Annotated in this window: 22 protein-coding genes and 1 tRNA gene; 12 read left to right on the top strand and 11 right to left on the bottom strand. The window is 57.1% G+C overall.

The window, feature by feature from the left end; genetic code table 11:
- Positions 1–37 precede the first annotated feature (37 nt).
- Genes glyQ through gmhB form a run of 3 tightly spaced genes read left to right on the top strand, consistent with a single transcriptional unit; the run spans position 38 to position 3,720 of the window.
- Positions 38–1,063 (top strand): glycine--tRNA ligase subunit alpha, encoded by a 1,026-nt coding sequence (gene glyQ, locus ACJO3M_RS12445; protein ID WP_407001675.1) that lies wholly within the window; start codon positions 38–40, stop codon positions 1,061–1,063.
- A gap of 2 nt (positions 1,064–1,065) precedes the next feature.
- Positions 1,066–3,147 (top strand): glycine--tRNA ligase subunit beta, encoded by a 2,082-nt coding sequence (glyS, locus tag ACJO3M_RS12440; protein ID WP_407001674.1) that lies wholly within the window; start codon positions 1,066–1,068, stop codon positions 3,145–3,147.
- A gap of 24 nt (positions 3,148–3,171) precedes the next feature.
- Positions 3,172–3,720, top strand: coding sequence for a D-glycero-beta-D-manno-heptose 1,7-bisphosphate 7-phosphatase (gene gmhB / locus ACJO3M_RS12435; RefSeq protein WP_407001673.1), 549 nt, complete (start codon positions 3,172–3,174; stop codon positions 3,718–3,720).
- Between the two features lie 13 nt (positions 3,721–3,733).
- Here gmhB and ACJO3M_RS12430 read toward each other — a convergent pair whose 3' ends face one another.
- Positions 3,734–5,179, bottom strand: a complete 1,446-nt coding sequence (locus tag ACJO3M_RS12430) for a TrkH family potassium uptake protein (RefSeq protein WP_407001672.1) — start codon at positions 5,177–5,179, stop codon at positions 3,734–3,736.
- 200 nt (positions 5,180–5,379) lie between these two features.
- Here ACJO3M_RS12430 and ACJO3M_RS12425 point away from each other — a divergent pair.
- Together ACJO3M_RS12425 and hsdR are read left to right on the top strand one after the other, a co-directional pair.
- Positions 5,380–5,456: transfer RNA gene (locus ACJO3M_RS12425), tRNA-Pro, on the top strand.
- 122 nt (positions 5,457–5,578) lie between these two features.
- Entirely contained in the window at positions 5,579–9,106 is a 3,528-nt protein-coding gene (gene hsdR / locus ACJO3M_RS12420) for a type I restriction-modification system endonuclease (RefSeq protein WP_407001671.1), read from the top strand.
- Between the two features lie 153 nt (positions 9,107–9,259).
- Here the strand turns inward: hsdR and ACJO3M_RS12410 are convergent, their stop codons facing one another.
- From ACJO3M_RS12410 to ACJO3M_RS19265, 3 genes are read right to left on the bottom strand one after another with little or no spacing between them, the layout of a single operon-like run.
- Positions 9,260–9,553 carry a hypothetical protein gene (locus tag ACJO3M_RS12410; protein WP_407001670.1) on the bottom strand — a complete coding sequence of 98 codons (294 nt, stop codon included), beginning with the start codon at positions 9,551–9,553 and terminating at the stop codon, positions 9,260–9,262.
- A gap of 19 nt (positions 9,554–9,572) precedes the next feature.
- On the bottom strand, positions 9,573–10,004 hold the full coding sequence (locus tag ACJO3M_RS12405) for a DUF6911 family protein (RefSeq protein WP_407001669.1): 432 nt from the start codon (positions 10,002–10,004) through the stop codon (positions 9,573–9,575).
- On the bottom strand, positions 9,965–10,069 hold the full coding sequence (locus tag ACJO3M_RS19265) for a cytidine deaminase-like fold-containing protein (protein WP_504362679.1): 105 nt from the start codon (positions 10,067–10,069) through the stop codon (positions 9,965–9,967). Before ACJO3M_RS19265 ends, ACJO3M_RS12405 begins: the two co-directional genes overlap by 40 nt.
- A gap of 195 nt (positions 10,070–10,264) precedes the next feature.
- Here ACJO3M_RS19265 and fic point away from each other — a divergent pair, with 195 nt between their 5' ends.
- From fic to ACJO3M_RS12385, 4 genes are read left to right on the top strand one after another with little or no spacing between them, the layout of a single operon-like run.
- The gene (gene fic / locus ACJO3M_RS12400; RefSeq protein ID WP_407001668.1) at positions 10,265–11,371 is read left to right on the top strand and encodes a protein adenylyltransferase Fic; all 1,107 of its coding nucleotides are present in this window, start codon (positions 10,265–10,267) and stop codon (positions 11,369–11,371) included.
- Positions 11,372–11,394: 23 nt separating this feature from the next.
- Positions 11,395–13,056 carry a class I SAM-dependent DNA methyltransferase gene (locus tag ACJO3M_RS12395; protein WP_407001667.1) on the top strand — a complete coding sequence of 554 codons (1,662 nt, stop codon included), beginning with the start codon at positions 11,395–11,397 and terminating at the stop codon, positions 13,054–13,056.
- Positions 13,057–14,508: a restriction endonuclease subunit S gene (locus tag ACJO3M_RS12390; RefSeq protein ID WP_407001666.1), complete on the top strand. Its 1,452-nt coding sequence runs from the start codon at positions 13,057–13,059 to the stop codon at positions 14,506–14,508.
- Positions 14,505–14,936 (top strand): hypothetical protein, encoded by a 432-nt coding sequence (locus tag ACJO3M_RS12385; protein ID WP_407001665.1) that lies wholly within the window; start codon positions 14,505–14,507, stop codon positions 14,934–14,936. Before ACJO3M_RS12390 ends, ACJO3M_RS12385 begins: the two co-directional genes overlap by 4 nt.
- A gap of 37 nt (positions 14,937–14,973) precedes the next feature.
- On the opposite strand, the gene ACJO3M_RS12380 is transcribed toward ACJO3M_RS12385, so the two are convergent.
- Positions 14,974–15,198 carry a hypothetical protein gene (locus ACJO3M_RS12380; protein WP_407001664.1) on the bottom strand — a complete coding sequence of 75 codons (225 nt, stop codon included), beginning with the start codon at positions 15,196–15,198 and terminating at the stop codon, positions 14,974–14,976.
- Between the two features lie 73 nt (positions 15,199–15,271).
- Here ACJO3M_RS12380 and ACJO3M_RS12375 point away from each other — a divergent pair, with 73 nt between their 5' ends.
- Complete coding sequence (locus ACJO3M_RS12375; RefSeq protein ID WP_407001663.1) at positions 15,272–15,631, top strand: hypothetical protein; 360 nt, start codon at positions 15,272–15,274, stop codon at positions 15,629–15,631.
- Between the two features lie 109 nt (positions 15,632–15,740).
- Positions 15,741–15,986 carry a hypothetical protein gene (locus tag ACJO3M_RS12370; protein WP_407001662.1) on the top strand — a complete coding sequence of 82 codons (246 nt, stop codon included), beginning with the start codon at positions 15,741–15,743 and terminating at the stop codon, positions 15,984–15,986.
- 78 nt (positions 15,987–16,064) lie between these two features.
- Here the strand turns inward: ACJO3M_RS12370 and ACJO3M_RS12365 are convergent, their stop codons facing one another.
- Both ACJO3M_RS12365 and ACJO3M_RS12360 read right to left on the bottom strand, forming a co-directional pair.
- Positions 16,065–17,399 (bottom strand): hypothetical protein, encoded by a 1,335-nt coding sequence (locus ACJO3M_RS12365; RefSeq protein ID WP_407001661.1) that lies wholly within the window; start codon positions 17,397–17,399, stop codon positions 16,065–16,067.
- Positions 17,400–17,408: 9 nt separating this feature from the next.
- Positions 17,409–17,654 carry a hypothetical protein gene (locus ACJO3M_RS12360; RefSeq protein WP_407001660.1) on the bottom strand — a complete coding sequence of 82 codons (246 nt, stop codon included), beginning with the start codon at positions 17,652–17,654 and terminating at the stop codon, positions 17,409–17,411.
- 164 nt (positions 17,655–17,818) lie between these two features.
- On the opposite strand from ACJO3M_RS12360, the gene ACJO3M_RS12355 reads away from it, so the two are divergent.
- Complete coding sequence (locus ACJO3M_RS12355) at positions 17,819–18,190, top strand: VOC family protein (protein ID WP_407001659.1); 372 nt, start codon at positions 17,819–17,821, stop codon at positions 18,188–18,190.
- Positions 18,191–18,260: 70 nt separating this feature from the next.
- On the opposite strand, the gene ACJO3M_RS12350 is transcribed toward ACJO3M_RS12355, so the two are convergent.
- The 4 genes from ACJO3M_RS12350 to ptsP all read right to left on the bottom strand — a co-directional run bounded on the left by ACJO3M_RS12350 (position 18,261) and on the right by ptsP (position 24,344).
- Positions 18,261–18,653, bottom strand: a complete 393-nt coding sequence (locus ACJO3M_RS12350; RefSeq protein ID WP_407001658.1) for a globin — start codon at positions 18,651–18,653, stop codon at positions 18,261–18,263.
- 140 nt (positions 18,654–18,793) lie between these two features.
- Positions 18,794–20,551 carry a PTS fructose-like transporter subunit IIB gene (locus ACJO3M_RS12345; protein WP_407001657.1) on the bottom strand — a complete coding sequence of 586 codons (1,758 nt, stop codon included), beginning with the start codon at positions 20,549–20,551 and terminating at the stop codon, positions 18,794–18,796.
- Positions 20,548–21,513 carry a 1-phosphofructokinase gene (pfkB, locus tag ACJO3M_RS12340; protein WP_407001656.1) on the bottom strand — a complete coding sequence of 322 codons (966 nt, stop codon included), beginning with the start codon at positions 21,511–21,513 and terminating at the stop codon, positions 20,548–20,550. The genes ACJO3M_RS12345 and pfkB overlap by 4 nt, the downstream gene beginning before the upstream one ends.
- Entirely contained in the window at positions 21,513–24,344 is a 2,832-nt protein-coding gene (gene ptsP, locus ACJO3M_RS12335) for a phosphoenolpyruvate--protein phosphotransferase (protein WP_407001655.1), read from the bottom strand. Before ptsP ends, pfkB begins: the two co-directional genes overlap by 1 nt.
- Positions 24,345–24,436: the final 92 nt, after the last annotated feature.

Raw genomic sequence — 24,436 nt, 5'->3', positions numbered from 1 at the left:
GGGGTGCCACACACAGACCGATCAGCAGGCAATCGTCGTGACAGACAAGGCAACTTCTCACAATACCCCGGACGTCAAAACTTTCCAGGGTCTGATTCTGGCTCTGCAGAACTTCTGGGCGCAGCATGGCTGCGTGGTACTCCAGCCACTGGATATGGAAGTGGGTGCGGGCACCTTTCACCCGGCTACCTTCCTGCGCTCCATTGGCCCGGAAACCTGGAATGCCGCCTACGTTCAGCCCAGCCGCCGTCCCACCGACGGACGCTATGGCGAGAATCCCAACCGCCTGCAGCATTACTACCAGTTCCAGGTGGTACTGAAGCCTTCGCCCGACAACATCCAGGAGCTGTACCTGGATTCCCTGAAGGCCCTGGGGCTGGACCCGCTGGTTCACGACATCCGCTTTGTGGAAGACAACTGGGAATCGCCCACCCTCGGCGCCTGGGGCCTGGGCTGGGAAATCTGGCTCAACGGCATGGAAGTGACCCAGTTCACCTACTTCCAGCAGGTCGGTGGCCTGGAATGCTATCCGGTCACCGGCGAGCTGACCTACGGCCTGGAGCGCATCGCCATGTACCTGCAGGGCGTGGACAGCGTGTACGACCTGGTGTGGACCGAAGGCCCGGACGGCGTGGTCACCTATGGAGACGTTTTCCACCAGCAGGAAGTGGAGATGTCCACCTACAACTTCGAGCATGCCGACACCGAGTTCCTGTTTCACAGCTTCGATGTCCATGAGCGTGAGAGCGCGCGGCTGATCGAAGCCGGCCTGGCACTGCCCGCCTACGAGCAGGTGCTGAAGGCCTCCCACACCTTCAACCTGCTGGATGCCCGCCACGCTATTTCCGTGACCGAGCGTCAGCGCTTCATCCTGCGCGTTCGCACCCTGGCCCGTGCCGTTGCCCAGGCCTACTTCGACAGCCGCCGCAGGCTTGGCTTCCCGCTGGCGCCGGATGCGCTGCGCAAGGAAGTGCTGGCCGCCGCCGAAGCCGCCGATGAAAAGGCCAAAGGCAAGAAGGGTAAGAAAGCGAAGAAAGTTCAGCAGGAACAGGGGAACGCATAATCATGGCAACACAGGATTTTCTGGTCGAACTGGGCACCGAAGAACTGCCCCCCAAGGCCCTCAAGCCGCTTTCTGACGCCTTTTCCGCCGGTATCGCCAAAGGCCTGGAAGACGCCGGCATCGCCTTTGGCAAGGTCGAAAGCTTTGCCGCACCACGCCGTCTGGCGGTACGGGTCCGTGATCTGGCCGATGCCCAGCCGGACAAGTCCGTGGAAAAACGCGGTCCCGCCGTGAAAGCCGCCTTTGACGACGCCGGCAACCCGACCCGGGCACTGACCGGTTTCGCCACGTCGCTGGGCGTGACCCCGGATCAACTGGACACCCTGGAAACGGACAAGGGCGCCTGGGTGGTCTACCGCACAGTCGAGAAGGGCCGTCCCACCGTCGAGCTGATGCCGGAACTGGTGGATCAGTCCCTGGCCGGGCTGCCCATTCCCAAACGCATGCGTTGGGGCGCCCACCGCACCGAGTTTGTTCGGCCAGTGCACTGGGCGATCATGCTGTTTGGCAACAAGGTGATTGATGCACCCATCATGGGACTGACCCCGGGCAACAAGACCCGTGGCCACCGTTTCCACTGCCCGAAATCCCTGATCGTGCCGACACCGAGCGATTACGAGGTGGTGCTGAAGCAGGAAGGCTATGTGATTGCCGATTTCGCCGAGCGCCGGGAGCAGATCCGTGCCGGTGTTTCAGCACTGGCAGAGAAGGAGGCCGGCGGCAAGGCAGTGATCGATGAAGACCTGCTGGACGAGGTGACCGCCCTGAACGAATGGCCGGTACCGCTGATCGGCCGGTTCGAGGAACGCTTCCTGGATGTCCCTGCGGAAGCTCTGATTTCCTCCATGAAGGAACACCAGAAATACTTCCACGTGGTTGCTGGGAATGGCGACATGTTGCCGCTGTTCATCACCGTGGCCAACCTGGAAAGCAAAGACCCGGGCCAGGTCGTCTCCGGGAACGAAAAGGTGATCCGCCCACGCCTGGCGGATGCCGCCTTCTTCTATGAGACCGACCGCAAGACGCGGTTGGAAGACCGTATCGAACAGCTCAAACCGATCGTGTTCCAGGATAAGCTCGGCAGCATCTATGACAAGTCCGTGCGCGTCGCTGCGCTGGCGAAGAAGATTGCCGACGCCATTGGCAGTGATCCGGTCCTGGCCGAGCGCGCCGCCATGCTCGCCAAGACCGATCTGGTCACCGAGATGGTTCTGGAGTTCACCGATCTCCAGGGCATCATGGGTCAGTACTACGCCACCAACGACGGCGAGCCGGAAGACGTTGCCAAGGCCCTGAACGAACAGTATATGCCGCGCTTCGCCGGTGACGACCTGCCCACCACGCTGACCGGTTGTGCCGTCGCCATCGCCGACCGCCTGGATTCCCTGGTCGGCCTGTTCGGCATCAACCAGCCACCGTCCGGCACCCGCGACCCGTTCGCCCTGCGCCGCGCCTCCCTGGGCGTACTGCGCATCATCATTGAGCGCGAACTGCCGCTGGACCTGCAAACCTGCTGCCAGTGGGCGGAAGAGAACTTCACAGTCCTCACCGAGCAGGACACCGCCGCCACCGTGGTGGACTACATGCTGGAACGTTTCCGGGCCCATTACGAAGAGCAGGGCATTGGTGCGGAAGTCTACCTGGCGGTACATGCCCGTCGTCCCACCAAACCGCTGGACTTTGACCGCCGGGTGAAAGCCGTGGAAGCGTTCCGACAGCTGCCGGAAGCCCTGGCCCTGGCCGGCGCCAACAAGCGGGTGTCCAACATTCTCACCAAGCAGGGTGGCGACGCCATCGGTGAACGCGTGGACAAGGGCCTGCTGCAGGATCAGGCCGAGCAGGCACTGGCCGAGCAGATCAGCCAGCAGGCGGACACGGTCCTGCCGCTGTTCGAGCAAGGTGACTACGCTGCCGCGCTGACCTCGCTGGCCAGCCTGCGCGAGCCGGTAGACACCTTCTTTGACGAGGTCATGGTGATGGCGGAAGACGAAGCCATTCGGAATAACCGTCTGGCCATGCTCAACCAGCTCCGTAACCTGTTCCTGCGGGTGGCAGACATCTCCCTGCTGCCAACAGCGAGCTGAGCCAGAGGCAAGCGTAAAAGCACAATGCTGATCATTCTGGACCGGGATGGGGTCATCAACAAATACGATGGCAGCTACATCTGCTCAGCAGAGGAGTGGATCCCCATTCCCGGCAGCATTGAGGCAATTGCCCGGCTCTGTAACGCCGGGCATCGCATCGCCATCGCCACCAACCAATCCGGCATCGCCCGGGGCTACTATGGCGTCGATGAACTGGACGCCATGCACGATAAACTGGAACAGCTGGTTGAAGCGCAAGGCGGTTGCATCGATATCATTGCCTATTGCCCGCACCACCCCACGGACCACTGCGCCTGCCGCAAACCACTGACCGGTTTACTGGACCAGATCCGCGATCACTTTCATCTGAATAACCTGCAAGGGGCCATTATGGTTGGCGACAGCCGTAAGGATCTTGAGGCCGCGCTGAATGCCGGTTGCCAGCCGGTTCTGGTGATGACCGGCAATGGCATGGATACCGCACACCACCTTGAAACCCGGCCACTCCCGGGTGTCCGTCATTTCGACAACCTGGCCACCTTCGCTGACTGGGTGATCAGGACCAATCCCTGATCCGGCTGGCGGCTCAGCTTCGCCAGAAATCCGGTGAGAGCATGACAAAAACGCTCAACAGCTCCAGCCGCCCCAACACCATGGCAACCATCAGCACCCATTTGGCGGTGTCAGGCAGGGGCTGAAAATTGCCCGCCGGCCCGATGATATCGCCAAGACCGGGCCCGACATTGGTCAGCGCCGTGGCGGCGCCGGAAAGGCTGGTGATCAGGTCCAGACCGAGGGCCCCGAGAATAGCGGTAACCACGGCCAGGGTCGCGAGAAAAATGAAGGAAAATGCCACACTGGACGCGACGATGTCGTCACCAATGACCCTGCCATTGTAATGCCGGGCAAATACCGCACGGGGATGGAGCAGGCGCCGAACCTGTTCACGAAGTAGCAGCATGGATAGCTGAAAACGGAAAATTTTCATCCCTCCGGAAGTCGATCCCGAACACCCGCCCACAAAGGTAATAAACAGGAAAACCACCACTGCGAACGGCCCCCAGAGAGAATAGTCTGCCGAGGCGTATCCGGTGGTTGTCACCACGGAGGTGACGTTGAACAAAGCGTGGACGAACGCATCGAGGGGATTGACGGACTCGTTCAGAACCCGGTAAATCGTTAACATCAATGCAATCACCACTAACAATCCGAGGAAAAAGCGCACCTGCTGATCCCTGAGAAGAGGTTGACGCTGGCCGTGGATAAACCGGACAAAGAGGAAAAATGGCATCGCCCCGGTGGCCATGAACAGGGTGGACGCAAGCAGGATAGAGGGCGAATCGAACTGGCCCATGGAATTGTCAGATGTTGAATATCCGCCAGTGGAGACGGTGGTCAGGGCATGGTTCAGTGCGCCGAACAGATCCATGCCAAGCAGCCAGTAGGTGAGGATACAGCTGAAAGTCAGCCCCAGGTATATAACCACCAGGCTCCGGGCCAGGCTGTTGGTGCGGGGGACCACTTTTTCACTCCACTCGGAAGATTCCGTGGCAAACAGCCGCATGCCACCAATTCTCAGGAATGGCAGGATGGCGACTGCCATTCCGATAATACCGATACCCCCCATCCACTGCATGATCGAACGCCACAACAGGATATCATCGGGCAGATGGTCCAGCCCGCTTAAAACCGTTGAGCCTGTTGTGGTCACCCCGGAGATACTCTCAAAAAAGGCATCGGTCACTGTCAGCTTCATGTCGCTCAACAACAGCGGCAAACTGGAGAACAGCGGAATAATGACCCAGGCGGATACCGTCAACATGAACATCTGGCGCTGTCGGAGCGCGTGTTTTTCCCGTCCCGCGAGCAACAAGGCAGTCAGGCCAATCGCAAAGCAAACGACGGCGGACTTTACAAACGCCAGCCAGTCCGGCGTCTCACCAAACATCAGCAGGTTTACAGGTAACGTCATCAGAAAGCTGAGCAGGATCAGAAGGAAGCCCAGAATCTGAACAATTGGCAGGATATTCACAACAAGCAGAACCCTGATTGGTCGTTAGCAGGAAGGGTGCGACACACTAACCGGACACACCACGCTTGGAGGGAGTTTTATACACCCTTTACCGGTAATTTCCCATGCCGCGACGCATAAATTCCGGCTGGATTTTTTGCACCTGACCCACGGTGGGGCTGGTAAAACCAGAGCGAATCCGTATAATACCGGCCGTTGATCGGCGTGTGGCGCAGCTTGGTAGCGCACTTCGTTCGGGACGAAGGGGTCGCAGGTTCGAATCCTGCCACGCCGACCACTTTCCCGCTCTCTACTGTCGTATTTTCCCCGATTTTCAAGCGCCTCCTTTCCGGAATCCCGTTTCTGTATCCTTGATAAGTCTGCTAATGTTCTCGCGTAAGACTGTCGCGGAGGGATACATTGAACAAGGCAACGGAATTCAAGTCCGGCAACTTTTCGTTTTTGTCAGAGCACGATTCCCTATTCGTGGAACTGGCCGAATCCGCCGAACGTGCCTTCGCCAGTGACCCCAACACCACCCTGATCAAACTCCGTCAGCTTGGCGAAGCCCTGGCCCAGCACCTGGCCGCACTTTCCGGCATCGAGTTTGACGAGCAAACCAGCCAGTCCGAACTTCTGTACCGCCTGAACCGTGAATTGCGGCTGGAACCGCAAATCAAAGAGCTGTTCCATATCCTGCGCATCGAGGGAAACAAGGCCACTCACCAGTTCCGCACCCAACATAAAGAAGCGATGGATGGTCTTAAAGTGGCGCGAGCCCTGGCTATCTGGTTTCACCGCTCCTTTGGTAAAGCCGGTGCCAGCTTCAAGCCCGGCCCCTTTGTACCGCCAGCAGACCCCAGCGAACAGTTGCGACAGCTTCAGAGCGACATCGAAAAGCTACGGCACGAACTGCAACACGCCAGTATGGAGCTGGACAGCAGCCAGCAGCTCAGCCATCTGATCGAGAAAGAAAAAGCCGAATACGAAGCGCTGGCCCTGGCCATGGACGAAGAGTCCCGTGCTTTGGCAGAACAGGCCCGCCACCACGAACAGGCACTAATCCAGCAGCAAAAAGCCTACGAGCAAAAAATCAAAGCGCTGCAACAGCAGCTCACGGAGCAGGGCGAACAAACTGTTAACCAGCAGCGCCAGAAGGTGGCCAAACAGACCAAAGCAGCCACTGATACCCTGGCACTGAACGAAGAACTCACCCGCATCCTTATTGACCAGCACTTGCAGGAAGCGGGCTGGGAAGCCGACAGTCAAGACATCACCTTTCAGAAAGGCGCTCGCCCGGAAAAAGGCCACTACCGCGCCATCGCCGAATGGCCCACCCACCACAACAGCGAGAAGGGCCGAGCCGATTACGTACTGTTTGTGGGGCTGACACCCATCGCGGTGGTAGAAGCCAAGAAAGAAAACACCAACGTCGCCGGTAAAATCCGCCAGGCCGAACGTTACAGCAAAGGCTTCAAGTTAGACGCACCCTTAGTCGGTGCCTGGGAATTAATGGGCCGCACCATTGCCTGGCCCGCCGATGAAAGCGGCCACTACCACGTGCCCTTCGTGTATTCCTGCAACGGTCGCCCCTACATACCGCAATTGGCGGAACAGTCGGGCACCTGGTTCCGGGATGTGCGGGAGCCCAGCAACCTGCGCAGGGCATTACCGCAATTCCACACCCCGGGCGGCCTGCTGGATCTGCTGGAACGGGACAAGGAAAACGCCGAGAAACTGTTAAAAGACGAGCCATTCGGCTACCTGAAACTGCGGGATTATCAACAGAACGCCATTGTCGCCACCGAACACGCCCTGGCTCGTGGCGTGCGAATCGCGCTGCTGGCTATGGCCACCGGTACCGGCAAAACCCGTACGATCATCGGGCTGATGTACCACTTCCTGAAGGCAGAGCGCTTCCACCGTATCCTGTTTCTGGTAGACCGTACCTCACTGGGCCAGCAGGCCATCGATGCCTTCAACGAAGCGCCGCTTGAACAGAACCACACCCTCAGCAAGATCTACAACCTTGCCGAGCTGGGCGACATGGCCGCCGAAGCGGAAACCCGCATTCAGGTGGCCACCGTGCAGGCCATGGTCAAACGCATCTTCATGAGCGACAACCCGCCGCCCATCGACCAGTTTGACTGCATCATCATCGACGAGGCCCACCGGGGCTACACTCTGGACCAGGAGATGACCGAAGGCGAACTGGCCCTGCGGGACACCAGCCAGTACCTGTCCAGCTACCGCCGCGTGCTGGACTATTTCGATGCGGTGAAGATCGGCCTCACCGCCACCCCGGCCAAGCACACCAGCGAGATTTTCGGCAAACCCGTTTACACCTACTCCTATCGGGAAGCGGTGGCAGACGACTGGCTGATCGACCACGAACCGCCCATCCGCTACGAAACTCTGCTCACCCAGAACGGTATTACGTTTGAAAAAGGTAAACCGGTAGAAGTCATCAACACCCAGACCGGGGAAGTGGACACCACCGAACTGGAAGACGAACTCAACTTCGAAGTGGATACTTTCAACCGCCGAGTGATCAACGAAAACTTCAACCGGGTGATCTGCGAACAACTGGTGCAGGAACTGGACCCATTCGGTGATGAAAAAACCATGATCTTCTGCGCCACCGACCTGCACGCCGATATGGTCAAACGCCTGCTGGACGATGCCTTCAAGGATCTCTATAACGGCCAGTACAACGAAGCCGCCGTGGCCAAGATCACCGGCCAGAGCGATAAAGTGGACCAGCTCATCCGCCGCTACAAGAACGAACGCTACCCCAACATCGCCATTACCGTGGACCTGCTCACCACAGGGATCGACGTGCCCAGAATCTGCAACCTGGTGTTCATGCGCCGGGTACGCTCACGCATCCTCTACGAACAGATGATCGGCCGCGCCACTCGCCGCTGCGATGAGATCGGCAAAACCGTGTTCCGCATCTACGACCCGGTCGACATCTACGCCGCCCTGCAGGATGTGAACACCATGAAGCCCCTGGTGAAAGACCCCAACATCACCCTGGAACAACTGGTGGACGAGCTCACCGATGACGAGCAACTGGAAAAGGCTCTAAACAGCTCCGGTGAACAGCCTGATGAGAGCCAGGCGGATGTGGTACTCAGCCAGCTCAGCCAGAAACTCATGCGGGTGCTGCGCAAGGCTGACAACAAAGCGGAAAACCGACCGGAACTGAAACAAAAGCTGGATGAACTGCACCAGAGCTGGGGCGTGGAACCCAAATCCCTGCACCAACACCTGCATCAACTCGGCCCCCGGCAAGCTTCGGAGTTCATCAAACAGCACAGCGGACTGCTGAACCAGCTGGCAGAGGTGAAGTCCCTGGTAGGCAGCGATTACATGCCGCTGATCTCCGACCACGAGGACGAAATCCGCGAGCGCACTCAAAGCTATGGCGTACACGACAAGCCGGAAGACTACCTGGACAGCTTTAACGAGTTCATAAAACAGCAGCTCAACCAGTCCGCCGCCCTGGCCGTTGTAGTGAACAAACCCCGGGACCTCACCCGGGAACAGCTACGGGAAGTAAAGCTGCTGCTGGACAACCACGGCTACTCCGAAGCCCGCCTGCAAAGCGCCGTGCGCAACCAGACCAACAAGGATATCGCCGCCAGCATCATCGGCTATATTCGCCGCGCCGCCCTGGGCGAACCATTAATATCGTTCGAACAGCGCGTAGCTGAAGCCATGGACCGCATCTACACCCAACACAACTGGACCCCGAACCAGCGCAAATGGCTGGAGCGCCTGGCCAAGCAACTGGTGCATGAAGTGATCATCGACCGGGAATTTGTGAACCACCGCTTTGCCGATGACGGCGGGGCGAAGCAGATGAATAAGGTGCTGGGGGAGCAGTTGGATACAGTGCTGGAGGAGTTGAACGAGGCGATGTGGCCAGAGCGGAGTGCGTAGCCGACATAATCGCCAACATCACTTCGCAGGTTTAAAGCCAGGCAACCCGTTCCGAGCCCCCCATTGCTCAACAATTTCGACAATACTCTCTGGCGTTGAGTGCTCTGGATTTATCTCATTAACGATGCCTCGGCGCGAATCCTCAGTCGAAATCTATGGAGCTGTTGCGCCGGGAAAAACAATATTCCAGGGGTGCTCGATCACGTACTCCTTTGCGTCAGCATCACTATCTGCTGGGTACACCACGTAGTCATCATTCTCTAATAACTCAATCCACGAAGTGGAATCATCCTGGAAAAGCTGTCTTAGTTCTTCTTTAATGTCCGCTCGCTGAGCCGGATCACACAGCACTCGCTCTAAGGCTGCTATTTCATCACATTCTTCCAAACCTACATCCACTGAAAAAATAGATATCAGCAAGTTTCGTATAGCAGGGTAGTTCTTCATAAAATGTGAATTCACGAACTCAGCTCAGCAAACTTATGCTCACATCCCCTGTTGAAAGAAACTCCTCGACGATAGACTTCACTATGTCCGGATCCTCGCAAACCAGACTAGAATCCCACTCATTCCCAAGAATGGAAACTTTTCCCCCATGAGCGGATTTATTTGTAAACGTGCGCACAACGTAATCATCAACGGTATTTTCCCCTAATGAAATAACTGACCTTCCATCCTCACTTTCGATCTGCAAACTCTCCGGCCCTATTTCACCGCTATCGTCGATATCTAATGTCACGGAACCAGAATTCTCTAGAATTAAATCCACTGTTTCCAGGACATTTCCGCACTGTACATCATCTGAGTTTCCGCCTCGCGCATTGTCACCACAACCAATTACCCAAGAGAATGAAAACATTATTTCGCCTTTTTCAGAGATTTCATGCCAGGCTGCCAATATAGGGCATTTCCCGTAGCTTCCTCATACACTTCCAAGGATTTCAAGTCGGCTTTATTAGCCATAGCCGCCACATCACCACGACAAAACCCACAAACTAAAAAGAACGCCTGAGGCAAACTATGTTTATCATATCGACACCCACTTAACCTATGTCGATTTTCTTTGAGATTTTCGACATAGATCATTGCTATGTTTACCGCATAAACATAGACTGCCCAAAACACACTTCTATGTCGAAATTTTAAGGGAATTTAAACATGACCTGGCGACCGGATCAGCCTTACAACCAGTTACCTCCTCTTCCGCCTGCCAAAGAAGGGACGGAGACTCTCGCTATCCTCAAAGCCTGCATTCCCGCCCGGGCCGCTCTCGCTGAACTTAAACAGGCCGGGGAACTGATTCCGAATCAATCGCTGCTTATAAACCTGCTACCACTGCTGGAAGCCAAAGACAGTTCTGAGATCGAGAACATCGTTACCACCGCCGACAAGCTGTTTCAATATTCGCAGGAAGATCAAGGGGCCGACCCGGCTACCAAAGAAGCGCTCCGATACCGGACAGCCCTGCACGAGGGCTTCGTACATCTTCAGCAAAAACCACTGTGCGCCAGTACCGCTATTGAAGTGTGCAGCACCCTGAAGGGCGTGGATATGGATGTCCGCAAAATGCCCGGGACCATTATTGGTAATCAGGCGACCGGAGAAACCATCTACACCCCTCCCGTTGGCGAGACGGTTATTCGCAACCTGCTCACCAACTGGGAAGGCTATCTGCATTCGGACGATGACACGGACCCACTGATCAAAATGGCCATCAGCCATTACCAGTTTGAAGCCATCCACCCGTTCCACGACGGCAACGGACGAACCGGCCGTATCGTCAATGTGCTGTACCTGATCGAGCAACAACTACTTACGTTGCCCATCCTTTACCTGAGCCGTTACATTGTTCAGCACAAAAATGATTACTACCGCCTGCTGACCCAGGTTACCCGCACCGGTGAGTGGCAGGAGTGGATTATCTTTATGCTTAACGGCGTAGAGCAGGTATCGTCCTGGACCTGCTCCAAGATAGCCGCTATGCGGAAGCTGATTACCGAAACAGAAGACCATGTAAGACAAGCGCTGCCCAAGATATACAGCCACGAACTGGTTCAGACTATTTTCGAACAGCCTTATTGCCGCATCACCAACCTGGTAGAGAAAGACATCGCTAAACGACAAACAGCGTCCAATTATCTGAAGCAGCTGGTTGAAATCGGTGTACTGCAGGAGAAAACAGCAGGCAACGAAAAGCTCTTTCTCAACCCACGCTTGCTACGCCTGATGACCAGCGATAGCAATGAGCTGCAGCCTTACCACTGAATTCAGCAACACTGAGAGTACACATGACCAACAACGACATCGTCCAGAAACTCTGGAACCTCTGCGACGTTCTGCGGGACGACGGCATCAACTACTCGGACTACGTGACCGAACTGGTGCTACTTCTGTTCATCAAAATGGTCCATGAGAACACCGAAGCCGGCACCCTGAAAAAGCACCCGCTGCCCGAGGGCTGCCGTTGGACGGACATTAACGGTAAGTCCGGCATCAACCTGCTGAACGACTACAAACGTATCCTGCTCAGCCTGTCCACCGGCAAGGACGGCGAAGGCAATCGGGTGCACGACGACCCGCTGATCAGCGCCATTTACGCCGATGCCCAGACCCGCCTGCGCGAACCACGCCACCTGGAGCAGATGATCAAGACCCTGGACCAGATCGACTGGTTCAGCGCCCAGAAAGACGGCCTGGGCGACCTGTACGAAGGCCTGCTGGAGAAGAACGCCAACGAAACCAAATCCGGCGCCGGCCAGTACTTCACCCCCCGCGCCCTGATCAACACCATGGTGCGCTGCCTGAAACCGCAACCCGGTGAACATATCCAGGACCCAGCGGCGGGCACCGCGGGCTTCCTGATTGCCGCCCACGAATACATCAAAAGCCAGACCGACGAGCTGTACGAACTGAAGGATCAAGAGAAAACCTTCCAGACCACGAAAGCCTACATCGGCATCGAGCTGGTACCCGGCACCCGCCGCCTGGCCCTGATGAACTGCCTGCTGCATGGCATGGAAGGGGATGCCGAAGGCGTGGTGCACCTGGGCAACGCCCTGGGCCAGACCGGCGCCACCCTGGAAAAGGCCGATGTGATCCTCGCCAACCCGCCCTTCGGCACCAGCAAGGGCGGCGATGCCAGCATCACCCGGGACGACCTCACGTTTAAGACCAGCAACAAACAGCTGGCCTTCCTGCAGCACATCTACCGCAACCTCAAACCCGGTGGCCGCGCCGCCGTGGTTCTGCCGGACAACGTACTGTTCGAAGCCGGTGTAGGCACCGACGTACGCCGGGACCTGATGCACAAGTGCAACCTGCACACCATCCTGCGCCTGCCCACCGGCATCTTTTACGCCCAGGGCGTGAAAACCAACGTGCTGTTCTTCACCAAAGGCAGCGCCACGGATAAGTTCCAGGAAGAAAACTGCACCGAAAACGTCTGGGTCTACGACCTGCGCACCAACATGCCCAGCTTCGGCAAACGCACACCGTTTGGCGAACGGCACCTAAAACCCTTCGAAACCGTGTTTGCTCCCTCTCCCCTCGCGGGAGAGGGCCGGAGAGAGGGGGAGGACGCCCCAGCCGCCCATCCAACCAACCGAACAGAAGGCGAATACAGCTTCCACTCCGAAGCCATCGAACTCCCTGAACACAGCGACGAAAACGAAGGCGTCGACCCCCGCCTGGCCCACAGCCGCTGGCGCAGCTTCAGCCGCCAGTGGATTGCCGAACACAAGGGCGACTCGCTGGATATTTCCTGGCTGAAGGACTGCGACAGTGTGGATGCCGCCAACCTGCCGGAGCCGAGTGTGCTGGCGGGTGAAGCGATGGGGGAGCTAGTGCAGGCGTTGGAAGAGCTGGACGCGTTGATGCGGGAGTTGGGGGCTGAGAAAGAGGCTGATGGGGCGGGGGTGCTTTTGCTGGAAGTGATCGGGGAGGTGAAGTAGATGAGCTCCCAACCCTCAGAATGGGCGAAAATAATAGCCGCAGATGGATTCGCCCAGGTATCCACGACGGGCAAAAAGGTCAAAACAAAAGACTGTAAACCTAACGGCAAGCACCCTGTTATCGACCAAGGCCAAAAGAAGATTGGCGGGTATGTCGATGATCCTGAAAAACTGATCTCAATTACCGAACCACTAATCGTCTTTGGTGATCACACTCGCACAGTGAAGTGGGTCGACTTCAGTTTTGTGCCGGGAGCGGATGGAACAAAGATTTTACAAGCCGAGCCATATCTTCTGCCTCGCTTTGCTTATCACCAGCTCCGGTCACTTGAGATTCCCAACAAAGGTTATTCACGTCATTTCAAGTATCTAAAGGAACTTGGATTTGGCGTTCCCCCCCTCGCCGAACAAAAAGTCATCGCCGACAAACTCGACACCCTGCTGGACCAGGTGGAAAACACCAAAGCCCGCCTCGAACGCATCCCGCAAATCCTCAAACGCTTCCGCCAGTCCGTGTTGGCTGCGGCGGTGAGTGGGCTATTGACGGAGGAGTGGCGAGAAGGTCGCGCCACCAATCGCACATTAGAAGAGTTTTTGAAGCAACTCGAAACGCTGCGCCAGATAGCTGTTCAAGAAGAAAACCAGAGAACTGGGAAAAAGTCGAAATTTAAAGCCGTAAACATCGACACTTCTGATGCGCCATCGGAATTGCCAGAATCATGGAATTGGATACCAGTTGAGGCACTGGCGACCAAAGTTACTGATGGTGTTCACAAAAAGCCGACTTACGTCAGTAGCGGAGTCCCATTCATTACCGTCAAAAACCTTACTAAAGGGAACGGTATATCGTTTTCGGAAACAAACTTCATCTCTGAGAATGACCATGAGGAGTTCTGCAAGAGAACTAATCCAGAGAAGGGCGATATTCTGATATCTAAGGATGGAACACTGGGGGTGGTTCGACAGATTCGCACGGATAAAATCTTCAGTATTTTTGTTTCCGTTGCACTGGTAAAACCAGCAGATAGAAGAATGAGCGATTACTTGGAAATCGCGTTTCAATCGCCAGTGGTTCAAGGGCAAATGATTGGTGTTGGCACTGGTCTTCAACACATTCATTTAACTGATCTTCGAAAAGATTTGATACCGGTGCCATCACTGGAAGAACAAACCGAAATTGTCCGCCAAGTAGACCTACTCTTCGCCCACGCCGACCGCATCGAACAACAGGTAAACAACGCCCTGGCCCGCGTCAACAACCTCACCCAGTCCATCCTGGCCAAAGCCTTCCGGGGCGAACTCACCGAGCAATGGCGCAAGGACAACCCGGAGCTGATCAGCGGGGAGAACAGCGCAGAGGCGTTGCTGGAGAGGATCAAGGCAGAGCGGGCAGCGCAGAAACCTGCAGGACGCCGCACAAAAGTCAGGAAAACGGAAGAATCTGCATCATGACCCAGGAAATTGAACGCTCCACTACTGTATCGGTGAATTGTCCTGCCTGTTCTGCCGTTAACGAATTGGATCAACGCCGCGAAATCGAGTGCGAAAAATGCGAAAAACCCATAACCGGCCATAAGTATGGGGCAAAGGGCGCTTTACCGGCAGTTTTAGCGTTCACCTTTGGCTTTACGGGGTACGGTCTTGTAGATCGCAATTTCCTGGACACCAAGCGCTATCCCATGGAACTGGAGTATGCGATGGTGAATGCATGTGCAAATGGGGATTTGAGCGCCCTGCCACGTGAAATTCATGAGTCGAAACAAGAGATCTGTATTTGTGCTGTGGGAAAAACAGTGGAAGTTCTGCCGTACAATGAGCTTGAAGAGAGAAAGTCCGAAATCGGACAGGTTTTATCCAGCAGTGTAAAGGATTGCTGGTAAAGCGGGGGCATACATGCCCCCGCATGCGGGCCCCTAATTAGCGCGAGGGCCGATTATTTCCTCGTCCTTTGCCAGAGCGATTGCCAGTGGTGCTCGGACCATTAGGTGGACGTTGACCACCAGATGCCATATTTTTGGCAGCCACGGATTGCGCTTTCGCAGCAAAGGAGCCTTTCGGCGTGGTTCCACCATGCTGTTTTGCGGTCGCACTCTGAATACGTGCAGCAGCGGCCGGCGACATCGGGGTTTTTGCCTTTTTCATGGTATTTCTCCATAGGTGTTTGGTTTATGTCCCCGCTGGGACAGTTCAAAGATACATAGGGGGCCGGGGACAAATGGGGACTAATAGGACGCTGGAGCTTCAGGAAGCCATCGAGTCTTTGATCGCCAGGGTGGGTTGGTCCCGCAAGGCGCTTGCCCGACAACTGCACTGGGAACTGAACGACACTGATGACAACGAGGAACTGAATCGTTTCGAGGAACGCCTGAAGAAGGAACTTACGCGGCCCACGACGAAACCCGAGCTGCTTGAGCGTTACCTCGACGTGATTCGTCATCTACCGGAAGTTGAGAAGGCAAACCTAGTTGTCCCCCAATACATTTCGTCAAAACGCTTGTATCCGGAAATTGAAAGTGCGTTGATCGACCTCTCAAAGGATCTGTCGAAGTCTCTCAGGAATAAGAATCAGGATTAGGATTAGAACAACCATCGCGGGCATGCCATGGGCCTGTGGCCAATTCGAATCTTGAATGCGGTTTTCACAAAGGCATATTTGAAGAAATAATCCGCCCCGTGAAACCATCGTGCGATTCTCTGAGCAAAGGGCCATCCTGAGCCAGAACCCGGCTGAAACACTCAATGAGTTTTTTGATTACTACGTTGGCCAAAACTTCGTGACCAAGGAGTACCAGGAAGGGCTTATGGAGAAGAATATCAAGCGCCAGCTGGATCAGGAAAACCTTGGCAAGCAGTATCAACGGCGGGTGGCCATCGCCAGGAGGCTTTCGAAGAAACCAGACACAGCCTTGAAGGCAAGGGGATACAACTGATTGCCTATACAGAGCACCGCAAGATTCTGGACTTTGCTTCACAGTCTCTGCATTAAGAAGTGGTGCCACGAAGAATGATCAGACCAAATAGGCAGCTACAGCACCGGTAACCAATAACAGAAAGACAAAGATGACTTCCTTGTTATCCTCAAGGAAAGCCCGGACAAGCTGCCACGCTCCCTGCTGATATCGTGCGTGAACAAAATGCCGGATAGAGGCTTCATCAAGCTTTGACGCAATCATGTAAGCCGACATCTTCTTGTATAGCAGCCCGCCCACTAATAAAAAAAGTAATACAAATAGGGCCAAGTCAATAAAGGACGGAATAGCAAACTGTTCACTTTCCAGGACCGGCTTGTAAAACGGGCGCGCCACGATGCCAAAAAACAACGAAATCAATGCCAGCCCCCAACCAATGTACACTCGGTATGTGGATCTGGTTGCATCTTCGATTGCGCGATAATTCTTACTCCTCGACTCCTGAGTCTGGAATGAGCGACGCAATGAATCAATATAGTTTTCTTCCCGCTGGTGCAGTTCGGCGTCAATCAATCTGGAAAAATGAAGAGTGGTCAGTAACGAGCCCATATAGCTAAGAATCCCCAGGGCATCATCCGAGTAAAGCATTTGTTCCTGAGTCAGTGTGCGCTTGATGTGGGTAAGTTCTCGCTTCAGTTGGCACAGCATTTTCAGTGCTGCTTCTTTTTTGCCATCTGTTGACGAATTATACGGGACAATCGTGGTGAGTGAGTCTTGTTCAACCTGGTGATGTTTATGGGAATGTAGCGAGTATTTGATGTAATAGTAGGCTTGGCGAGTGATCAGATACTTTTCTTGATCAGATAAAGCCCTATAGGACTCCGTGGGCGTGTTCAGGAACACCAATCCGCCACAGGTTACCTTAAAGTCAACACGCCAAAAGCCAGCGAAATCCAGTTCATGCTGAAGGTTCTCATAACATTGGTTGAGCGCTTCCCGAGGTTTTTCCCATCCATTCGCCTGGCCATTGCTCTGGTCGTATATCTCTTTGGCCGTGTGGATTTCGTGGAACCATGGTTTCTCATGGTTTTCCTGCTTGCTGCCTTCCTGCTCGGCCGTCGGATATATATACAAACTGCCACGTAGCTGACGGCTATCCATGCAGGTGTTTTCGGGTGCCTCCGCCAGAACGAATACCCGAAATGAACCGTCGTACTCATCGGCTGAAAGTCGATCACGCCAGTTAACTCTGGATTGCAGCATTATCCGGCGGGCATGGTGGTCCTTCTGCGCCAGATAACCAAAATTAATTCTGTTGGTATTGTCATCCTTGATTTTCTTGTTGGTAAAACCGCCGGAAATCCCCGGTTTCATCAGGCCAAAATCAAGGTGGCCGCTGATACAAGGTATCCAGCCAAGATACTGATATTCCATCGAATATAGTTAATCCATTAACCTTTTATACCAGACGAGCGATTCCATCTGATCAGGTACAATCACGGCATTCTGCTTGTTCAGGCACATGCCATGCGAGAGAGAGGATCCAGCAGGTTTAACACCCTGACGCTCAAGACGACAAGCTTTCCGCATCATCTTGTTACGAAGTTGCCACTCACCTACAAATTTCAATGCCAGGTAAGCAAAAACCCCCAGTGCGACAATCCCTAGCGCAACTGATAACGTCAGCATAATCATACCCTGTTAGCTTATTGGAGTTGGCGTATTCTACGCAGCCAAGTGAGAATGATCAAATTTCCACCAAACTGTGTAGCTCACATTCAAGTATAGTTGATGATCAGGATTATGGATCAAACATTCCTATACCCACCAGCCAGCCAATTGAGGAGAACAACATGATCGGATACGTAACCATTGGCGTCAGCGATATGAACAAGGCCAAGCAGTTCTACACAGATCTGCTCGGAGACCTGGGTGCGAAAGTGCTGCTGGATATGGAACGCATCGCGTTCATCGGCAAGAACATGGGCTCTCCCATGCTGGCGGTTTGCAAACCGTATAACGGTGAACCGAATCACCCGGGTAATGGCAACATGGTGGCCATTCATCCAGGGTCAAAGGAGGCGGTGGATGCCCACTACCACAAGGCGATTGATTTGGGTGCGACCTGTGACGGTGAGCCGGGCCAGCGCATTCCGAATCAGTTCTATGGCGCCTACGTGAAAGACCCGGACGGCAACAAGCTGGCGTTTTTCCACTTCGGCTAACAGCAGTGGCCCTCATCCGGGGGCCATTTGATTTCCAAAAAACCTGGCTCATGCCAGAGCAATCCGAGCCTCAATAAGCACCGCGGATAATCTCGATTCCCGGTTTGAGAACCTGTTCCCACGCCTCACGGAGCTCCGGCGTGTACTCGGGATCATGCATCCGCACGGTTCTCAGTAGAGCCTCAAGCCACAAGTCGTACCATTCCGGACTGATGTCGTAATGATGGCGACTGTGACTTTCCCCCAGATCCCGGAGCTTGCGATCCGACATGCCCCGGGCGACAAGAATCAGCTGCATGATGCCGTTGCGCAACAAATGGCGCTGAGCCGCCATATCGGTGTTCACAAAACGATTGCGAATGGCGTCAGAGCTGCCCATAAAGTGATCATAGAAATCCACAAAGAACTGTTCGTCCTTGCAGCAACGTCCGTAGCTCTGAAACACCAGATCCGTATTGTTCATCCCAGGATTACCCCTTAACCAGTGACAGGGACGACCTCCGTCCTTTATGCCGATGAATTCTAGAGATTTTCCGGGGAATTTCTGTCAGCAATTGTAACCATGTTTTTTATGTGGGTATTCGCAGTGGGATACCCCTGCCATCAAGCAGGACCGGGCACCACCTCAGCCTTGCCGGTCTTTATCAGCGCGTATCCGAACCCGATCACCAGCGAACCGACTGCGATGGCAAGGAGGTAGGGCAACACCACGCTGACGGCATTGGGTATCGCCAACACAAACAACCCGCCATGGGGCGCCATCAGCTTGACCGTGAACAGCATCGACAGGGCACCCGTAATCGCGCCGCCAATCATGCATACCGGGATCACCCGCAACGGATCCTTGGCCATGAACGGAATGGCGCCCTCGGAAATGAAGCAAAGTCCCAGCACGAACGACGCCCTACCGGCCTGGCGCTCGGCTTCCGCAAACTTGCGGCGTGCCACAAATGAGGCCACACCCATGCCGATGGCCGGCACCATGCCCGCCGCCATAATGGCGGCCATGGGCGCGGAACCGCCACTGCCCTCGGATAACAGCCCCACCCCGAAGGTATAGGCCGCCTTGTTGACCGGTCCGCCCAGATCGAAACACATCATCGCGCCGAGGATACCGCCCAACACAATGGCGTTGGTGGTGCCCATGCTCTCCAGAAAACCGGTCAATCCATCCATGATGGCGGCCATGGGCTCGCCCAGCACGTATATCATGCCCAGACCGGTCACCAGGCTGGCCAGTAACGGAATGATCAGGATCGGCTTGAGAGACTCAATGCTCTCCGGCATGGGCAGTTTCTGGCTGATAAATCGGGCCACATAACCCGCCAGGAAACCGGCGGCGATACCGCCGAGAAAGCCGGCGCCGAGCTCGCCCGCCAGGAAGCCACCGATCATGCCCGGCGCCAGCCCGGGGCGGTCGGCAATGGACCAGGCAATGTAACCGGCCAGCAACGGAATCATCAGTTTGAAGGCGGTACCACCGCCGATCTGCATCAACGCAGCCGCCAGGGTGCCTTCTTCCTGGAACGCCTCGATACCGAACACAAAGGACAGGGCAATCAGCAGGCCGCCGGCAACCACCATCGGCAGCATGAACGACACCCCGGTCAGCAGGTGCTTATATGGGCCACGTTTCTCTCCGCTGCCGGTACTGGCGCTCACCTTCTGCTGGTCCGTATCCAGGACAACGGCATCCGACAGGGCAGCGCGCACGGTGTCCGCCGGTTTCTTCAGCGCCGCACCGGTCGAGGTACGCCACACCGGTTTACCGGCAAAACGGCTGGGGTCGACCTCGATATCGCAGGCAAGGATGACCACGTCCGCTGCCTTGATTTCCTCGTCGGTCAGGGGGTCCTGGGCGCCCACCGAGCCCTGGGTTTCTACCCGGATGTGGTGCCCGGCTTCCTGCGCCGCCGCCGTCAGGGCTTCAGCCGCCATAAACGTGTGGGCGACGCCGGTGGGGCAGGCCGTGACGGCAACGATCGTCCGGCCACCGCCCGTGGAGGCCGGTGAAGCGGTTTCCGGAACGTCATCCGCCACCTCCGGATCCCAGGGCGTTGCTTCCCGTTCTGCACTATCCAGTACCGCTGCGGGATCCGGCAGGGCGGCGGTCACCGTCAACTGATACAGGGACTTGCCAGCGTAGGCGGTCAGATCCACCGGTGCGCCAAGGGCAGCAATGACCAGATCCGCATCGTGGATAGTGGCGTCATCCGGGGCCGACGACGCCTTCCCTCCGGGGCCACGGATATCGGTGGTCACATGCCACCCACGTTGGCTGGCGGCCCGCTCCAGGGCCCGGGCCGCCAGAAAACTGGTGGCCACGCCCTGGGGGCAGGAAGTCACAAGAATCACATTCATAACGGCATCTCCCCATTGTTGTTCTCACCAGGCCAGGGCTGAACCCGGGTTTGTTCAAGCAGTTTCTGGAATGCCGGCGCGGCGGGGTTGCCAACACCGACATGTTGGACGGATTCCGCGGACAGAGCCGTGGCGAAGGCCAGTACCTGCTCCGCCCCATGGCGACTGAGGTCACCATGCACCATCCCCGCCAGCAGGGTGTCGCCCGCACCGACGGTGCTGGCCACGGACACCGCCGGGGGTAACGACCGCAGACTCCCGCCGGAGCAGAGCCAGAGCACACCGTCCGGCCCCATAGAGACGATGACCTGCGAGATCCCGGTTGACTGCAGCCTGGCCGCGGCGTCGGCCACCGCAGCCAGAGAATCCAGAGAAGAACCGGCCCAATCCGCGAGCTCATCAATGTTGGGTTTAACGGCCGTAGGCATAACCTTCACACCGGCTTTCAACGCTTCACCACTGGTATCCAGCCATACCGGCTTTGCCGCATCGTTGCTCCCTGTAATCAATGCAGCCAGGGAAGATTCGGGAAAATCGCCCGGCAGACTGCCACCGATCACTACCGCGTCACTTTTGGGGATCAGTAACGCCAGTCGACGCTCTAGCTGCGTCAACGCCTCTCCCGTGACCTCAAAGCCCGGACCGTTCAGCTCCGTCACCCGGCCATCATGTTCTGCAATCTTGATATTGATGCGGTTCTGGCCGGGCACCCGGACGAATTCGTCCTGCAGGTTCTCGTCTGCAAACAGTCGTTCAAAGGGCGCGGCATTGGCCTCCCCCAGAAACCCACTGACCGTCACCGAATGGCCCAGTCGCGCCAGCACCCGCGCGACATTGATACCCTTACCGGCGGCATCCAGACGGGTACTTTCGGCCCGGTTCACACTGCCCGGAATGACCGTGAAAGTGTCGGCAGTCAGATCCAGGGCGGGATTAAGCGTGATGCAGAGAATGCTGGCCATCACAGTGCCTCCAGGGCATCGCGGACTTCCGCCGCGCTGGCCTTGCCGAGGGCCAGTTCCGCCTGCTGACGGGCGCCGTCCAGGGTCAGGCCACGGATGCAGGCCTTGACCAGCGGCACCCGGCGGCTGGTCACCGACAGTTCATCCACGTCCAGTCCCACCAGCACGGGAATCGCCTGGGGATCGGAAGCCAGTTCGCCGCACACCCCCACCCAACGATCGTGGGCATGGGCCGCTTCCACCGTCAGCTGGATCAGGCGCAACACCGCCGGGTGCAGGCCATCGGACTCGGCGGACAACTGACCGTGGCCGCGATCGATGGCCAGGGTGTACTGGGTCAGGTCGTTGGTGCCAATGGAGAAGAAATCCACTTCCGGCGCCAGGGTTCGTGCCAGCAGGGCACAGGAGGGGATCTCGATCATTACCCCCACCTGGACGTCGCTGGCGGGCACTTCAGCCTGGACCTTTGACACAATCTCCCGGGCGGCGCGGAACTCGTCCAGATCCTTGACCATTGGAAACATGATGCGCAATGGACGGTCGCCGGCAGCGGTTAACAGGGCGCGCACCTGGGTTTCAAGAATCTCCGGCCGGGTCAGCGACAGGCGAATGCCGCGCATACCCAGAAACGGATTGTCTTCCTGGGGCAGGGGCCAGTAATCCAGCGGTTTGTCACCCCCGACATCCAGGGTACGGGCCACCAGGGGCAGACCGTTCAGGGCGTCGAAGGCATGGCGGTATTCCCGCACCTGGGTGTCGAGATCCGGTGCCTCCGGGTGTGCCATGAAGATGAATTCGGTGCGCAGCAGCCCTATGCCGTCCGCCCCCCGCTCCACGGCATCCGGCGTGTGGGCGGTATTGCCGAGGTTGGCGCAAACCTCCAGAGTGTGGCCGTCACGGGTGGTGGCGGATTGGTGACGATTTTCATGGGCTTGTGCCTGCAGGGTTTCCAGCTGTTCCAACCGGCGACGGATGCGCTCGCAACGCTCCGCACCGGGATTGGGTACCAGGCAGCCACGCTCGCCATCCACCACCAGGTCGGCGCCATCGGCAATGGTCAGCACCTGTTCCCCGGCCCCCACTACCGCTGGCAACCCCAGGGCACGGGCGAGAATGGCGCTGTGGGACGTCGCGCCGCCACGGGCGGTCACCAGACCGCGAACCCGGGAGGTATCCAGGCGGGCGACATCGGAAGGCCCAAGGTCGTCGGCCACCAGTATGTAGGGAGTTTCTGGCGGTGTCGGCATGGCCACACCGCAGAGATTGGCCAGTACGCGCCGGCCGACGTCCCGCAAGTCGGCGGCACGCTCTGCCAACAGGCGATCGGCCAGGGCTTCCTGGGCCCTGGCGGCGGTATCAATGGCCTTCCACCAGCCCGCCTCGGCGGACCCGCCTTCGTTGATGGCTTCCAGTGCCGCCTGGTAGAGGTCATCGTCCTGCAGCATTTCCACATGCACCGACAGGATCGGCGCCGCCTCGCCACCTTCGGCGTGACGAATCAGGGTACGCAACTGGCCGTCGGCGTCGTCAATGGCCCGACTCAGCCGCTGGATCTGTTGCTCACTGTCGTCAGCGGTGGCGGGGTAATCCAGGGTGGGCTGGCGCAGGACGAACGCCGGCGCCAGGGCCAAACCGGGGGAGGCCGCAACGGCCTTCAGTGGCTGGTCGTCCACCAACGGATCGGGTGCGGCCCGGGATTGCTCCAGCCCGTCCTGTTCACTGGACCGCAACGGTGCAACCTCTTCTCCCAGCCCTTCGGTAATCGCCCGGGACAGGTCCGTAATGGCCTGTTCAGCGTCCTCGCCCGTGGCCGACAGCAACAGTACCTGACCACGGCGCGCACCCAGACCGATCACCCGGGTCAGGCTGGTGGCGGACACCGCGCTACCATCGCTGTCCAGCAATCGCACCCGAATACAGGCATTGTGACGCCTGGCTTCCTGCACCAGTTGTTTCGCCGGTCGGGCATGCAGTCCGTGGGCATTGAGCAGGGTCACTTTTGCGGTAACCGCATTCGCCGCTTCACCGGACAACCGCGCCAGCACGGCGTCGGCACCCAACCCTTCGATGGGCTCATTGCGGGCAAGGAAGTTATCGATACCGTCCAGCAGGTCATGGCATTCATCCCCCTGACCGGCGAGACAGAACACCCCCTTGAGTTCCGCCGTTGGCTTTTTTGGGGTGGCCAGTGACAGGGTGGGGCGTTTGGCACCGACGGTATGATGGGTCAGCCAGAACCCCTGCCCAAGCGCCACCGGCGGCTGGCCAACGATCTCGCTGAGGAAGTCCGTGCCCACGCACTGGAGACTCTGCAGACGGGCCGCCGCGATCAACGCCAGCTCATTGGCTGTTCGGGCCTCCACCCCCAGGCACAGGGTGTCACCATCGCATTTCGACACCACCGGCGCCCGGGACAGCAGTGCCACCAGTTCGGAGGCATCCGCCGTCTTCGCCAACTGGTCGGCGAGGCCCGGCTTGTCCAGCACACGGGTCAGATGCCGCAGGATATCCAGGTGCTCGTCGGACTGGGCGGCAATAGCCACCAGTACATGAACGCGGGCGCCATCGTGCCAGTTTATGCCTTGTGGGAACTGCAGAATGCGGATACCGGTATCCAGCACCGCATCACGACTTTCAGGGGTACCGTGGGGAATGGCAATGCCGTTACCCAGAACGGTAGAAGACTGCTGTTCCCGGGCCATCATGCCGGCCAGGTAATCTGTAGAAGTGCGGCCGGCCGATTCCAGATCCCGGGCAGCCTGCTGCAGTGCATCCTGCCAGTCAGTGGCGGTTACACCGAGTCGAACGTCGTTGGCGGTCAGCGTCAGCATGATCGTTGCCTCGCTTTGTTGTTGTGATACGGCGGTATCATATTTTCGTTGCTGAATCGTGTCAGCATGCTTAAAATCGATAATGAAACAGA

The sequence above is a fragment of the Marinobacter alkalisoli genome, from assembly GCF_045449795.1.
GTDB lineage: Bacteria > Pseudomonadota > Gammaproteobacteria > Pseudomonadales > Oleiphilaceae > Marinobacter.
Note: the sequence above shows the minus strand (reverse complement) of the source record. Positions and strands in the feature narration are given on the sequence as shown.